Annotated in this window: 13 protein-coding genes; 3 read left to right on the top strand and 10 right to left on the bottom strand. The window is 67.3% G+C overall.

What is annotated here, in order from left to right:
- Positions 1 to 16 precede the first annotated feature (16 nt).
- The 5 genes from I1A62_RS31175 to I1A62_RS31155 form a co-directional block, all read right to left on the bottom strand.
- A complete protein-coding gene (locus tag I1A62_RS31175) occupies positions 17 to 1,459 on the bottom strand; it encodes an aldehyde dehydrogenase family protein (RefSeq protein WP_219456129.1) in 1,443 nt (480 codons plus the stop codon).
- On the bottom strand, positions 1,456 to 2,697 hold the full coding sequence (locus I1A62_RS31170; RefSeq protein WP_219456127.1) for an NAD(P)/FAD-dependent oxidoreductase: 1,242 nt from the start codon (positions 2,695 to 2,697) through the stop codon (positions 1,456 to 1,458). The genes I1A62_RS31175 and I1A62_RS31170 overlap by 4 nt, the downstream gene beginning before the upstream one ends.
- A 16-nt stretch (positions 2,698 to 2,713) precedes the next feature.
- Complete coding sequence (locus I1A62_RS31165) at positions 2,714 to 3,070, bottom strand: Rieske 2Fe-2S domain-containing protein (RefSeq protein WP_124391776.1); 357 nt, start codon at positions 3,068 to 3,070, stop codon at positions 2,714 to 2,716.
- A gap of 65 nt (positions 3,071 to 3,135) precedes the next feature.
- On the bottom strand, positions 3,136 to 3,855 hold the full coding sequence (locus I1A62_RS31160; protein ID WP_206007366.1) for a TenA family transcriptional regulator: 720 nt from the start codon (positions 3,853 to 3,855) through the stop codon (positions 3,136 to 3,138).
- Between the two features lie 154 nt (positions 3,856 to 4,009).
- Positions 4,010 to 4,456 (bottom strand): heme-binding protein, encoded by a 447-nt coding sequence (locus I1A62_RS31155; RefSeq protein WP_219456126.1) that lies wholly within the window; start codon positions 4,454 to 4,456, stop codon positions 4,010 to 4,012.
- Between the two features lie 179 nt (positions 4,457 to 4,635).
- Here I1A62_RS31155 and I1A62_RS31150 point away from each other — a divergent pair, with 179 nt between their 5' ends.
- On the top strand, positions 4,636 to 6,327 hold the full coding sequence (locus I1A62_RS31150) for a CdaR family transcriptional regulator (protein WP_219456124.1): 1,692 nt from the start codon (positions 4,636 to 4,638) through the stop codon (positions 6,325 to 6,327).
- 3 nt (positions 6,328 to 6,330) lie between these two features.
- Here I1A62_RS31150 and I1A62_RS31145 read toward each other — a convergent pair whose 3' ends face one another.
- Complete coding sequence (locus I1A62_RS31145) at positions 6,331 to 7,713, bottom strand: MFS transporter (RefSeq protein WP_124391789.1); 1,383 nt, start codon at positions 7,711 to 7,713, stop codon at positions 6,331 to 6,333.
- A gap of 313 nt (positions 7,714 to 8,026) precedes the next feature.
- Here I1A62_RS31145 and I1A62_RS31140 point away from each other — a divergent pair, with 313 nt between their 5' ends.
- Entirely contained in the window at positions 8,027 to 9,601 is a 1,575-nt protein-coding gene (locus I1A62_RS31140) for a hypothetical protein (RefSeq protein ID WP_124391780.1), read from the top strand.
- A 39-nt stretch (positions 9,602 to 9,640) separates the two neighbouring features.
- On the opposite strand, the gene I1A62_RS31135 is transcribed toward I1A62_RS31140, so the two are convergent.
- On the bottom strand, positions 9,641 to 10,501 hold the full coding sequence (locus I1A62_RS31135) for a LysR family transcriptional regulator (RefSeq protein ID WP_219456122.1): 861 nt from the start codon (positions 10,499 to 10,501) through the stop codon (positions 9,641 to 9,643).
- An 83-nt stretch (positions 10,502 to 10,584) separates the two neighbouring features.
- Here I1A62_RS31135 and I1A62_RS31130 point away from each other — a divergent pair, with 83 nt between their 5' ends.
- Positions 10,585 to 11,589 (top strand): bile acid:sodium symporter family protein, encoded by a 1,005-nt coding sequence (locus I1A62_RS31130; RefSeq protein ID WP_124391782.1) that lies wholly within the window; start codon positions 10,585 to 10,587, stop codon positions 11,587 to 11,589.
- Between the two features lie 8 nt (positions 11,590 to 11,597).
- Here I1A62_RS31130 and ehuA read toward each other — a convergent pair whose 3' ends face one another.
- The 3 genes from ehuA to ehuC are packed head-to-tail and all read right to left on the bottom strand — an operon-like array spanning position 11,598 to position 13,751.
- Positions 11,598 to 12,359, bottom strand: a complete 762-nt coding sequence (gene ehuA / locus I1A62_RS31125; protein ID WP_124391790.1) for an ectoine/hydroxyectoine ABC transporter ATP-binding protein EhuA — start codon at positions 12,357 to 12,359, stop codon at positions 11,598 to 11,600.
- Between the two features lie 19 nt (positions 12,360 to 12,378).
- Complete coding sequence (gene ehuD, locus I1A62_RS31120; protein WP_124391783.1) at positions 12,379 to 13,023, bottom strand: ectoine/hydroxyectoine ABC transporter permease subunit EhuD; 645 nt, start codon at positions 13,021 to 13,023, stop codon at positions 12,379 to 12,381.
- The gene (gene ehuC, locus I1A62_RS31115) at positions 13,020 to 13,751 is read right to left on the bottom strand and encodes an ectoine/hydroxyectoine ABC transporter permease subunit EhuC (RefSeq protein WP_124391784.1); all 732 of its coding nucleotides are present in this window, start codon (positions 13,749 to 13,751) and stop codon (positions 13,020 to 13,022) included. The genes ehuD and ehuC overlap by 4 nt, the downstream gene beginning before the upstream one ends.
- Positions 13,752 to 13,765 lie beyond the last annotated feature (14 nt).

The raw sequence follows: 13,765 nt of genomic DNA, 5'->3' as shown, positions 1-13,765 counted from the left end.
GTCGACAGGTTAGGTCTCAGGCCGAAGGGCTGAGGTAGACGGTCTTTTCGGCTTGGTAGAACTGCATCATCGAGTCCCCCGCCTGTTCCTTGTGGGTCTGCGTGCTCGACGCCTTGTACCCGCCGAACGGCGCGTTCATGCTCATGCCGGTGGTGGGCTGGTTGATCTTCACCAGACCCGATTCGGACCGGCCGGCGAACGCGAGCGCCCTGGTCACGTCGTTGGTGACGATTCCGGCGCTGAGCCCGAATTCGGTGTCGTTCGCGAGTGCGACCGCCTCGTCGAAGCCGGCGGCCCGCAGGAAGACCAGCAGTGGCCCGAACACTTCTTCCGTGACCACCCGCATGTCCGGGCTGCCGCCGGCGAACACGGTCGGGGCGGCGAAATATCCGCGGCCCTCGTCGAGACTCATTCCACCGCACACCAGTTCGGCGCCTTCCTCCCGGCCGATCCGGACGTAGTCGAGGAATTTGGTCAGCTGTCCCGCGCTCGCGAGAGCACCCATGCCCACGCCCGGGTCCGCGCCCGGGCCGACGGTGATCTCTCCGGCGAGTTCCACCACGCGGTCCAGCAACCGGTCGTGGACGGCGTCCACCGCGATCACCCGGCTGGTGCCCGTGCACGCCTGCCCGGACAACCCGAAGGCGCCCTTGACGATCAGCGCTGCCGCTTTGTCCACGTCGGCGTCGTCGAGGACCACGACGGGATTCTTGCCGCCCATCTCGAGTTGGCTCCGGCGCGACGGACCCACCGCCGCGTGGATCGCGCGGCCCACCCCGGTGGAGCCCGTGAACGTCACGGCGTCGACGCGCTCGTCCGCCGCGATCGCGGCGCCGGCCCGGCCGGAGCCCTGGACCAGCGCGACGGCCCCGGCCGGAAGTCCCCCGGCCAGCAGCGCCTCGACCAGCCGCTGTCCCATCAGCGGCGTCAGCTCGGACGGTTTGAACACCACGACATTTCCCGCGGCGAGGGCGGGTCCGAGCTTGCGTGACGGAATGTTCAGCGGGAAGTTCCACGGCGTGATCGCTCCGACGATGCCTACGGGTTCACGCAGGGTGATGACCAGCCCCTCGCCCGGGGCGGGATAGGTACTGCCGGTGGTCCGGAGCGCCTCACCCGCGTAGAAGCGCAGGTTCATCGGAGTGCGGCCGACTTCCATGGTCGCCTCCGCCCGAGTCTTGCCCTCCTCCCGGACGAGTTCGGCGACGAGTTCGGCCGCCCGCGCCTCGAGGTGCGCGGCCGCACCTTCCAGGATGGCCGCGCGGCGCTCCGGGGGCGTCGCGGCCCACTGCGGTGCCGCCTTGGCCAGCGCGCCGACGGCGGCATCCACGTCCGCCTCGGTGGAATCGGGGAACACGCCGATCACGTCGTGATGGTCGGCGGGGTTGCGCCGCTCGAACACCTCGCCCGAGGACGACGGAACCCATTGCCCGTCGATGAAATTGAGTCCCTCGATCATGACACCGTCACCAATTCCTCGTCGTCCTCGCCCATCAGGTCGAACAGGTCGACGCTCTCGTCCGCCAACCGGGCCGGTGCGATCGCCCGGCCGATCAGTTCTCTCGCCGCGCCGATCTCCTCGCCGCGGTCGAGTGTGAAGGCGCCGCGCACGACGCCGCGGTCCAGATAGAAGGCGGTGAATTCGCCGCTGTCGGCGTCGCCGCGGAATACCAGGTCCGTGTAGGTGGCGGCGCCGATGAACTGGATGTTCCTGCCGAACTGATCGGACCAGAACCAGTGCGCGGGGTCCACGACTCCCACGCGTCCGAGCATCAGGTTCGCCGTCGCGGCCCCCTGTTTGCTCGCGTTGTCGAAGTGTTCGACGCGTACATGTCTGCCTGCCGCGTCGGAGAATCGGGCCGCCACGTCGCCGGCGGCGTACACGTGCGGAATCGACGTCCGGCCCTGCGCATCCACCAGGATTCCGCCGTCGACTGCCAGTCCGGAGGCCTGCGCGACCTCGACGTTGGGGACGATCCCGATCCCCACCACCACGACGTCGGCCTGCAGTACCTCGCCGTCGTCGAGGGCGATGAGCAGGCCGTCGGGCCGGGTGGTCACGGCGGCGACGCGGACGCCACCGCGGACGGTGACGCCGTTGTCGCGCTGCAACCGCGTGCAGACGCCGCCCATCTCGGGACCGACAATCCGGGCGAGAGGCACCGCGTCCGCTTCGAGGACGGTCACCTCTGCCCCGAGAGTTCGCGCGGTGGCAGCAATTTCGAGTCCGACGAAGCCGCCACCGATCAGCACCAGCCCGGTGCCGGGGCGAAGCTGGGCGGCGAGCCGTTCGGCGTCGTCGATCGTCCTCAGGTAGTGCACCCGTTCCGGCGCGGGGCCGGTCACCGGCATCGTGCGCGGCCTGCCGCCGGTCGCGACGAGGACGGCGTCGGCCGCGATGTTCCGGCCGTCGGACAGTTCGACCGATCCGCCGCTCGCGTCGATCCGCGTCACCGTCGTGCCGGTGAGAAGTTCGACGTTCTGCTTTTCCCGCCACGGTTCGGGCAGGAGCATCAACGACTCGCGGTCCTCCTGCCCGGCGAGGAATTCCTTGGACAGCGGTGGGCGCTGATACGGCGCGTGCGGCTCGTCGCCGACGAGGAGGATCCTGCCGTCGAACCCGCGGCGCCGCAGGGTGCGCGCCGCGACGGCAGCGGTCTGGCCGGCGCCGATGGTGACGATGGTGTTCAGCGTCATGGTGTCACTCGCTCTCTCAGTCGACTTCGGCCGGCGAAGTCGCGGTCTCGGCGTAATCAGGGCTGCGGGTGAGATCCACGTAGACGACGTCGCCCTCGACCTTCACCGCGTAGGTCGGCTGGCACAGGTCCTGGTCTTCCTCGTAGCCGGTGTCGAGGTCGAACGCCCACTGGTGGCCCGGGCAGATGACGCGCCCGTGCAGCAGTGTGCCTTTCGCCAGCGACCGATCCTGATGGACGCACAGGTCACGGAAGGCGTAGATCCGGTCGTCGGTCTGGAACAGGGCGATCGCGGTGTCCCCGGCCTCGACTCGAAGCTTCCGGCGGCGGCCGAGTTCGCGCACGGTGACCAGCCGGGTCCAGTTCGTCTCCATCGTTCTCTCCTTCTCGGGCGGCCTGCGTCCGGAGGGGCCCGGTCCGGGCCCCTCCCTTCGCACGGTCAGGCGGTCGCGAGCGTGAGGTCCGGTGCCACGTACGTGTCGTAGAGACCCTTCGTGTACGAGAAGCGCATCTCGGCTCCCCACTGCACGAGTTGCAGGCAACGCTGCTGCAGCTGCGGGGTGTCCGCGTGGTCGAGCACGATCTGGTATCCGCGCTCACCGTGCACGACGTCCGACGTGATGTGCAGGTCGAAGAACTCGATCTCGTCCTCGGTGAACCCGTACACCTCACGCAGCGGGACGATCTGCTTCTTGTAGATGCTCGGAACCTGCGATTCGAGTCCGACGACGAGTGCGGCGGTGGCCACGACGAAGTGTTCACGCTGCGACACCGCGTAGCACCAGGACTGCAGTCCGCGGGTGATCGCGTTCATGTTCGACGGGTCCTCGACGCGCTCCTTCGTGGTGCCGCACGCCTCTGCGAACTTGATGAGGAGGTCGGTGTGCCGGATGTCGGCCAATTCCTCCTCGTACATGTTCTGGAGGGTGAAATCCTTTGCATTGGTGAAGTTGTCGGGGGTGTTCGAGTAGATGTTCGCGAGGTAGTCGGCGAACGGACCGACGTAGTGGTAGTGGTTCTCGGCCCACCGTGCGAAGTGGTGCTTCTCGAGCTTGCCCTCGGCCCATGCCTTGCTGAACGACGCGTTCTTCGCCTCGCGGCCCTTGATGGCGTTCTCCAGAGCTGTGCGGAATTCGTCCCTGCCCAGTAGTTCGGTCATGATGTGCCTCGTCTTCCTCTGGTATGAGAATGGTTGGGGGATGCTCCGACTGGAGTGGGTTCGACGGTATCGATTCGCGATCAGTGCGACCACGGTCGAAGTGACTGCGTCGGAACGGTTTCGATGTGCATGTTGTCGGCACACCGGGAGGTGGTCAGTTGCGTACTGCCACGAGTGATTCGAATTCGGCGAGCATCGCCGCTCCGACAGCCTTGTCCTGCTTGCCGTTTCCGCCGCTGATGCCGATGCCGCCGACGATCTGGCCGTCGAAGGCGAGGGGGAATCCGCCGACGAACACCGCGAACTTGCCCGGCAGCATGTGGCTGATACCGAATGCCTCGTTCCCGGGCAGCGCAGGTCCGTCGGGTGCCTCGTTGAACAGGTGCGTGGCCCGCTCGTGGCCTGCCGCGGTAAACGCCTTGGCGATCGCGATGTCGACGCCGGTGAGGCGCGCTCCGGGCAGCCGGTGCAGGGCCAGCACGTTGCCGCCGTCGTCGCAGACGCACAGGGTCTGCTTGACGCCGATTTCCTCGGCCTTCGCGCGTCCCGCGGCGAGCAGCGGGAGTGCGTCGTCGAGGGTGATTCGGTGAACCTGATGCATGGTCTTCTCCGTTGCGTATTCGGGAGGAAGTGATGCACCGATTTCTATCACCGGGGCAACCGGCAGAACCATGGTCAAACTATCCGGCAATTTCGGCGAAATCAGGGCATAGTGCATAGGCAGTGCAGGTGCGCGCTCCGCCATACTGCACCTTTCGCCGCCAGCCGAGGAGGTCCGTAGTGGACGACACCACGACGCCGAACGGCGACGACGAGCGACTGTCGTTACGCGGCCTGCTCGAAGAGCCCCTGCTCGCGTCGGCCCGGGTGCTGTCGGGCACGGACGCCCTGAGCGGCCCGGTGACGTGGTGCCTGCCGTGGGGCGAGGTGATGAGCAGGCCCGACTCGCTCGCCGAGGTCGCCGTGTACACCCGGCCCGAAACGCTGTCCGCACCCGGACGGGAACTCGAGTCGCTGGTGGCGCGGGGTGCCGGCGTCCTCCTCGTCGACGGGTCCGCGCCCGCCGGCACCACCTGGCCGCGCGGACTGACGGTCGTGGAACTGGGATTTCCCGTCGGGTTCACCGCGCTCAACCGCCTCCTCGCCGAGCGCGCACTCACCCAGGAAGCGCACGTGATGCGTTATGCGCTCACCGTGCACCAGTCGCTCGCGGGGTTGCTGCACCGCGGGGCGGGACTGCCGATGTTGATCCGCGAGGTCGCGGCGCTGACCTCGGACGTCGCCGTCGCTCTGGACGTCCGGGGGCGTCTTCTCGCGCACGCCGGGCTTCCGGACGCCGAGGACGCGGGTACTGTCGCCCTGCTCGACGCGCTCGCCGACGCCCTGCCGCGGTTGGAGGAATCGCCACCGGCACGGATGCACAACGTGCACGTGATCCGCCTGGAGCATCCGGACGGACTGTTCGCGCCCACCACGGCGGTCGCCGGAGCGATGCAACTGGCGGGCCGCTACGAGGGCTGGGTGGTGGTCGTCGTGCCCGGCGCCAACCCGCGCAGGCACGACATCGCGCAGCACCGGGTGGTCGTCGAGCAGGCCGGGACGATCATCGGCACCGAGATGCTGCGGCAGCGGAGCGTCGACGAGGCCGAGGAGCGCGCCCGGGGCGACTTCGTCCAGGCCCTGGTGCACGGCAACTTCGCCAACGACCACGACCTGCGCACCCGCGCCGCACTGCACGAGATCGATCTGGACCTGCACTACATCGTCTTCGTCGCTCCCGGTCTCGTCGACCGCGCGGCGGGACGGCCCGGCGCGAGCATGGTCCGGTTGGCGCGCTACGCCGCCGGCGTGCTGCCCCGTCCGGGCGTACGTTCCCACGTCACCGTCATCGGCGACGTGCTCGTGGTGATCCGCTCCCTGAGCTCCGCCGACGCCCCCGGCGTCGAATCGGAGATCGGCGAGTATGCGCACGCCATGGCGCTCGATCTCGAAACCCGTTTGGGCCAGCGGATTCCCGTGGCCCACGGGCGCTCGGCGGCGGGTGCCCGCGACATCGGGGAGAGCTACCGCGAGGCCCGCATCACCCTGGGCATCGCGCAGCGGCTAGGGCTGTCCGGTTCGGTGGCCTACAACGACCTGCGTGGGTTCAGTGTGCTCGCCCGCGCCACCGACACCGACGAGAGCCGGCGGCTCATCCGCGACGTCCTCGGACCCCTCCGGGCATCGAGTTCACACGCCGACGCCGAGGAGTTGCTGTTCGCCTACCTCGAAGAAGGCGGCAACGTCAACGCCGCCGCGCGGCGCCTCCGGATCCACCGGAACACGATGATCGCCAAGCTCGATCGCACGTCACGGCTCATCGGCATGGACATCCGGGAACCGGAGAATCAGTTCACCCTGTGGCTGGCGCTGCGCCTCGATCTGCTCTCCCAGGTCCAGGACACCGTCAACCACGAGATCGTGACCCGCTGACCCTCAGACGGCCACCGGGTCCTCGCCGATGAAAGTTCCGGCCAAGCCTGCGATCACGACGAGGGCGGCCACGACGAACAGCAGCCCGTACGGATCGGCCGCCAGATGCGCGGCCACGCCCACCCAGGCGGCGCCGACTGCGGAGCCGCCGAAGCGGATGAGGTTGAACAGTCCCAGACCCGTTCCCACGGCCCCCGCGGGCGATCGGGTCGAGCCGGCCGCGGCGGGCGTCTGGACCATGCCGATTCCCAGACCGGCGGCGACGAGTACGGCGCCGAGCGCGATCGGGTTCCGGACGTCAGCCGATAACGTGATCGCCAGTGCCACTTGGCTACCGATCAACACCGCCAGGCCGGATCGCATCACCACCCGGGCGCCGATCCTGTCGACGAGACGTCCGACTACGGGTGCCACGCATGTCATGACGACCGGCAGCACGAAGAGCATCAGCCCGGCCTGTGTGGTCGAACTACCCGACCCCGTCAGGTAGAGCGGAAACGCGAGCAACACCGCCCCCAGCGCGAACATCTGGGTGAACGCGGCGAGAGCGCTACGCAGGAAACGTGATTCGATCACCAGGTCGATGGGCACGAACGGGTTCGCCGCCCGCCGGCAGTGGATCACGAACACGGCGATGACGACGACCCCGCCGACGATGGTCGCGATGCTGACCCAGGCGGGCACCTGCTCCTGCGAGACGGTCGTGAGGCCGAGGATCAGCAGGGCCGCTCCGAGCGTGACGGTGAACGCCCCGATCACGTCGAGCCGCATCTTCTTGCCGGGGTATCTCGGGATGTAGCGGAGGGTCGCGGCGAACCCGATCAGGGCGACCGGCACCAGTGGCACGAAGGCCCACCGCCAGCCCCACCAGTCGCTGACGATTCCGCCCATGGACGGGCCCACCGCCTGACCGATGCCGTTCACCGCCGCCCACGCGCCGACGGCGCTCGCCCGCCGCGCGGGCCCGAACAGCCACGCGATCAGTCCCATGACCGCGGGCGCGAACGCGGCCGCCGCGATCCCCCCGAGCGACCGCCACATCACGAGCAGGGGCAGCGACGGCGCGAGCGCCGCGCCGAGGGAACAGACCGCGGTCCCCAGCAGGGCGGCGCAGTACACACGCCTGCGACCGAACCGGTCCCCGATCCACCCGGCCAGCGGCATCGTCGTCGCGAAGGTGAGGAGGAATCCGACGACCACGAAGATGCCGCCACCGAGTCCTGCGTCGAAGTCCGTGAGGATCGCGTTCAGCGGGACGTTGACGATGTTGTTGCTGACCGTGCCGACGAACGTTCCGGCGAGCAGCGCCGCCAACGCGGGCGTCGTGCCCGGTCCTCGTTCGTCACTCGCGGTTGCACTCCGGTCCTGACCGATCGCCGTCATCATAGAGTCCACTTTCATCCGAGAATTCGCGCTCCGGCGATGCCGGTTTTCACCGGAAACCCCTGCCGCACCCACCCAGCACATTAGGTTAGGCAAGCCTAATTATGAACACAGGATTCCGTGAAACGGCTTCTGCCGAGCATTCCTTTACTTGCGCGTGACAACAAGCAATCCCGGCGAAAAATGTCGGGCACAATGCCCAAATACGCTGGTTGTCGATGTGCACTCTGGACGTTGACCCTGGAAAACGCCCCGCGCAGTATCACTGCACTGTGACTAGTGCCACTAGTCTGTACCTATTTCGAAGGGGCGCACTGTGGATGTAAGTCTCACCGCCGCACATTGGGTGTATCTCGGAGGAATCGTTGTCATCCTCGGGACGATGCTCATGCGGAAGAACATCGTCGTCCCCGCCGTCATCGGCACCTTCCTGACAGCCTTCGTGTTCTCCGACAGCCTCGTCACCGGTCTCGCGTCGATCTTCAACGCGAGCCTCGTCGCCGCCCGCGAGTTGTTCAACATCTTCCTCATCATCTCGTTGGTGACCGCCATGCTCGGCGCGCTCCGGCAGATGGGGGCCGACCGGCTGATGGTCGCCCCGTTCCGGCGCGTCATGCGCGGCGGCACCAGCAGCTTCGTCGTTCTGGCCGTCGTCACCTACACGATCTCGCTGTTCTTCTGGCCCACCCCCGCGGTGCCGTTGATCGGCGCCGTCCTCATCCCCGTCGCCATCCGCGCCGGCCTTCCCCCGATGGCCGTCGGCATGGCGATCGCCATCTGCGGGCAGGGCATGGCGCTGTCCTCGGACTACATCATCAAGGTGGCGCCCGGCCTGTCGGCGAAGTCGGCGGGCGTCGATCCGGACGTCGTCGCGGACCGCGCCCTGGTGATGTCCCTGATCGTCGGCCTCACCGCGCTCCTCATCGCCTACTTCACGCAGCGCAGGCACATGCGCCGCCCCGCACCGGAACTGCTCACCGACTGGGAGTCCCGCGCGGAGAGCGACTTCGGCAAGCCCGGCGGCGACGCCCCCGACGGCGGTGCGGCTCCCACCGGCGACGGGACGACCGGTCGCGCACCGGCCCAAACGGCGACGACTGCCGCTCCGCAGGCGTCGACGACGGTCCTCGCCGAACCCGTCACGGCCTCGGCGCGGCAGGTCATCGACGACACGTTCAAGAGTATCCGCGCCGCAAAGACTTTCGCGGTGCTCGTACCCACCGCGTATCTGGCGTTCATCGTCTACCTCATGGTCGGCAAGTTCACGGACCTCGTGCCCGACCTCAAGGGCGGCGACGCGGCGGCGATGGTCGGCGGCATCGCGGCGCTCATCCTGTTCGCGGCCGCCGCGACCAACGACAAGAAGGGCTTCCTCGAAACGACGTCCGAGCACCTGATCGACGGCCTGGTCTTCGCATTCAAGGCGATGGGCATCGTGATTCCGATCGCCGGCTTCTTCTTCATCGGCAACGGCGACTTCTCCGCCGCCATTCTCGGACTTCCCGCCGACGCGACCGGCCCGACGTTGCTGTTCGACCTGGTCAACGCCGCACAGTCCCACCTGCCGCAGAACGCGTTCGTCACGTCGTTCGGCATTCTCGCCATCGGCATGATCGCGGGCCTCGAGGGCTCCGGCTTCACCGGCCTGCCACTGACCGGTTCGCTCGCAGGCGCACTCGGACCCGCGGTCGGGATGGATCCCGCGACCCTGGCGGCGATCGGTCAGATGGGCAACATCTGGTCCGGCGGCGGAACGCTCGTCGCGTGGTCGTCGCTGATCGCGGTGGCCGGTTTTGCCCGGGTGCCCGTCCTCGAACTCGCCCGGAAGTGTTTCGTGCCGGTGGTGTCCGGCCTGGTGCTGTCCACCGCGCTGTCCGTCCTCATCTTCTGACAGCTCGACGACCTCGGTGGGGCAGCCCTCCCACCGAGGTCACGCGCGCAGTCGATCCGCGTTCTCGAGGATGGCGGCGCGCAAAGCCTGTTCCGGTTCGCTGAGAACACTGCGGCGGGCCTCCAGCACGAATTCGACGTCGACCGCGGGCCCCCAGTCGTCGCGCGAACGCATCCGCACCGGAACCAGTCCCGCGGGTGGCAGGGTCTCCGCATGGAACACGACGCCGAGTCCGGCGAGGCAGGCGGCCCGCAATCCGTTCAGGCTGTCCGTCACACAGGCCACCCGCGCGCCGCGGCCGGATTTCTCCAGGGCGTCCAGCGCCGCTGCCCGCGTGATCGACGGCGGCGGGTACGTCACCAGCGGCACCGGACCCTCGGCGTCCGGCACGAAGTCGGGTGCGGCGAAGAACGCCAACCGGTCCGTCCATACGAGTTCCCCGTGCTGGTCTCCTCGGCGACGCTTCCCGAAGACCAGGTCCAGCCGGCCCTCGTGCAGTTTCCGGAACAGCACTTCGCTCAACGCCACCGTGAGTTCGAGATCCACGAGCGGATGGCTGCGCCGGAACTCGCCCAGAATCCGGGGGAGTTCGTGCAGAACCAGATCCTCGGACGCCCCGAAGCGGACGCGTCCGCGCACCCCGGACTGTGTGAAGTAGCGTTCGGCGTCCGAGTGCCGCTCGAGTATCGACGTCGCGAACCCCACCATCACGGAGCCGTCCGCAGTCAGCTCGACCGAATGCGTGTCCCGCAGAAACAGGCGGCGACCCGCCGCGTTCTCGAGCTTTCCGACGTGCTGGCTGACCGTCGATTGCCGCAGGTCCAGGCGCCGGGCGGCGGCGGTGAAGCTCTTGGTGCGCGCGACCGCCAGGAAGCTCCGCAGGTGAACCGGATCGAACATGGCTCATTGTTATCACGGTTCGGCATTACAGTAAACGCCACCATCGCCTTTCGAAATATCCGCGCATTCCTTACGGTCGAACCATGCTGACGAAGATCCCGCTGCTCGGAAAACTCGATCCGTTCATCATCGGCATCCTGATCACCGTCGGGATCGCCAGCCTGGTCCCCGCCGACGGCACTGCCCTGACGGCGTTCACCTGGGCCACGAAGGTGGCCGTGGGAATTCTGTTCTTCCTCTACGGCGCCCGGCTCTCCACGCAGGAAGCGCTGCAGGGCCTGCGTCACTGGCGTCTGCACCTCACCATCCTCGCGGCGACGTTCGTCATCTTCCCGCTCCTCGGAATCGCCGCCCGCGTGCTGGTCCCGACGATCCTGACCCAGCCGCTGTATCTGGGCCTTCTGTACGTCTGCCTCCTGCCGTCGACCGTCCAGTCGTCGATCGCGTTCGTGTCGATCGCCCGCGGCAACGTGCCCGGGGCGATCGTCAGCGCGTCGTTCTCCAACATCCTCGGCATCGTCGTCACTCCGCTGCTCGTGGCGTTGCTGATGACGAGCGAGGGGACGGGCTTCGACGCGTCGTCCGCGATCGGCATCCTCGTCATGCTGCTGCTCCCGTTCATCGCCGGCCAGTCCGTGCGACGGTGGATCGGTCCGTGGGTGAAGAAGCACGGCGCACCGCTCAAGCTCGTCGACCGCGGATCCATCCTTCTGGTCGTCTACGTCGCATTCAGCGAAGGAATGAACGAGGGAATCTGGGGCACCCTGTCCGCCGGCCGGCTCCTCGGCCTGCTCGCGGTGTGCGCGGTGCTGCTCGCGATCGTCCTGTCCCTCACCTGGTTCGGGTCGAAGCGACTCGGGTTCGACCGGGCCGATCAGATCACGATCACGTTCTGCGGGTCGAAGAAGAGCCTGGCCACCGGTCTTCCGATGGCCACGGTCCTGTTCGCCAGTCAGCCGATCGGCCTGATCGTGCTGCCGCTCATGCTGTTCCACCAACTGCAATTGCTGGTGTGCGCGTGGATGGCGGGCCGGCTGGCACGGCGCGCTCCCGCCGACGAGACGGAACTCGCGACCACCTCGCGCTAGCCCGGGAATCAGTCGGCCAGCACGGCCTTGAGGAACGTCTTGGTGCGCTCGTGCTTCGGTGCGGTGAAGATCGTGGCCGGATCGCCTTCCTCCACGATGCGGCCCGCGTCGAACATCATCACCCGGTTCGACACGTCCCGCGCGAACTGCATCTCGTGCGTGACGATCAGCATCGTGATGTCGGTGGTGAGCGCGACATCCCTGAGCACGTCGAGCACGTCCGCCACCAACTCCGGGTCCAGCGCCGACGTCACCTCGTCGAGCAGCAGAATGTCGGGGTCCATCGCCAGGGCCCTCGCGATCGCGACCCGCTGCTGCTGGCCACCGGACAGCTGCGTCGGGTGCGCGGTCTCCTTGTCCGACAGACCGACCGTCTCGAGCAACTCGCGTGCCCGCTTCGCGGCCGCGGCCTTGTCCAGGCCGAGCACGTGGATCGGCGCTTCGGTGATGTTCTCGATCACGTTCATGTTGGGGAACAGGTTGAACTGCTGGAAGACCATGCCGATCCGGCGTCGTATCCGGCGGGTGTACTTCTCCGACGCCGGAACGAGTTTGCCGCCCTTCTCCTCGTGCGTCAGCGGCGCCCCATCCACCCAGATGACGCCGTCGTTCACCTTCTCGAGGGTCATGAGCAGCCGCAGGATCGTCGTCTTCCCCGATCCGCTCGGGCCGATGAGGGTCACGCGGTCGCCGCGGTCGACCTGAAAGTCCAGGTGATCGAGCACGACGTGGTCGCCGAACTGCTTCACGACGTCGTCGAATCGGATCATCGGGGTTGCTGCGCTCGCGTCATCGGGCAAGACGTCTCTCCAATCGCCGTATGAGCAGGGACGTCGGGTAGCTGGCGAGCAGGAAGATCACACCCGCCAGCGTCAACGGTTCGAGGTATTGAAAGTGCCGGGCACCGAACTGCTGCGCGGCCGTCACCATCTCCACCACCGTGATGGCGAACAGGAACGGGGTGTCCTTGAACATCGACACCGCGTAGTTGCCCAGCGCCGGGACGACGCGGCGGATGGCCTGCGGCAGGATGATCGCCCGCCACGTCCGGGTCGGCGCGATGGACAACGCCCGTGCCGCCTCCCACTGGCCGACGGGTACCGCCTCGATCCCCGCCCGGTACACCTCGGCCATATACGTCGAATAGTGGATTCCGAGTACTGCCACACCGATCTGCAGCGGCGACAATCCCGTGAACGTGTAGTACACGAACAGCAGTTGCACGACGAGCGGGGTCAAACGGATGAATTCGCTGACCGCGCGGACCGGCACACTCACCCAGCGCGGTGCGGCCTGCCGGATCAACGCGATGACGAGTCCGAGAACGACGGAGATGAGGAATCCGAGCACGGTGGCGATCAGGGTGATCTTGAAACCCTCGAGCAGCACGGGCAGAGCCTCGAATGCGCGATCCCAACTCCAGTGGGCGCTCATTGTTTCGCCGCCTCCAATCCCCGCGGATCGGACGGTGCGAGACTGAAGATCTCACGCAGAGACGGCCCCGTGCCGAGGCGATTCTTCGCCCGCACCTCGAGCGCGTTCATCAACAGCGTCAGCACGTAGCCGATAACGAAGTAGATGATAAGCCCCACGCCGAATGCGAACAGCGTGTTCCCGGTCGTCTGCCGAAGCTGGTCGATCTCGAACGTCAAGTCCTGCAAGAGGATGTAACTCGCGAGGGCGGTGCCCTTGAGCAGCTGGATCAGCAGATTCGTCAGCGGCGGAATCATCTCGGCCCAGGCCTGCGGGAACACCACCCGGCGCAGCCGCTGCCAGTGACTGAAGTCCAGTGCCGTCGCCGCCTCCCACTGCGATTGCGGCACCGAGTTGATCGCACCGCGGACCACCTCGGCTCCGTACGCGCCGTAGTTCAGCCCGAGCGCGAGGATCCCGCACAGCACCGGGTCGATGAGATATCCGAACAGCGGAACCACGTAGAACAACCAGAACAGCTGCACCAACAGCGAAGTGCCCCGGAAGAATTCGATGAACGCGCGAGCCGATCCCCGGATCACGATGTTGTGGGCACGGGCAGCCAACCCGAGAGTCAACGCGAGCACGAACGCCAGGAGCGCGCCTCCCGCCGTCAGTTGGAGCGTGACGACGATGCCTTCCTGGATGCTCGGCCACGCATCCAGCAGCGCGTCGATGTTCTCCTTCACAGGCAGCAGACCCC

Source organism: Rhodococcus sp. USK10, from assembly GCF_019378875.1.
GTDB lineage: Bacteria > Actinomycetota > Actinomycetes > Mycobacteriales > Mycobacteriaceae > Rhodococcus_F > Rhodococcus_F pseudokoreensis.
The sequence above is the reverse complement of the archived record's forward strand: the minus strand, read 5'-3'. Positions and strand labels throughout refer to the sequence as shown.

What these genes read in the sequence shown, in the direction of transcription:
- I1A62_RS31175 (WP_219456129.1), bottom strand. Translation starts at nt 1,459, where the DNA reads ATGATCGAGGGACTCAATTTCATCGACGGGCAATGGGTTCCGTCGTCC.
- I1A62_RS31170 (WP_219456127.1), bottom strand. Translation starts at nt 2,697, where the DNA reads ATGACGCTGAACACCATCGTCACCATCGGCGCCGGCCAGACCGCTGCC.
- I1A62_RS31165 (WP_124391776.1), bottom strand. Translation starts at nt 3,070, where the DNA reads ATGGAGACGAACTGGACCCGGCTGGTCACCGTGCGCGAACTCGGCCGC.
- I1A62_RS31160 (WP_206007366.1), bottom strand. Translation starts at nt 3,855, where the DNA reads ATGACCGAACTACTGGGCAGGGACGAATTCCGCACAGCTCTGGAGAAC.
- I1A62_RS31155 (WP_219456126.1), bottom strand. Translation starts at nt 4,456, where the DNA reads ATGCATCAGGTTCACCGAATCACCCTCGACGACGCACTCCCGCTGCTC.
- I1A62_RS31145 (WP_124391789.1), bottom strand. Translation starts at nt 7,713, where the DNA reads ATGATGACGGCGATCGGTCAGGACCGGAGTGCAACCGCGAGTGACGAA.
- I1A62_RS31135 (WP_219456122.1), bottom strand. Translation starts at nt 10,501, where the DNA reads ATGTTCGATCCGGTTCACCTGCGGAGCTTCCTGGCGGTCGCGCGCACC.
- I1A62_RS31130 (WP_124391782.1), top strand. Translation starts at nt 10,585, where the DNA reads ATGCTGACGAAGATCCCGCTGCTCGGAAAACTCGATCCGTTCATCATC.
- ehuA (WP_124391790.1), bottom strand. Translation starts at nt 12,359, where the DNA reads ATGATCCGATTCGACGACGTCGTGAAGCAGTTCGGCGACCACGTCGTG.
- ehuD (WP_124391783.1), bottom strand. Translation starts at nt 13,023, where the DNA reads ATGAGCGCCCACTGGAGTTGGGATCGCGCATTCGAGGCTCTGCCCGTG.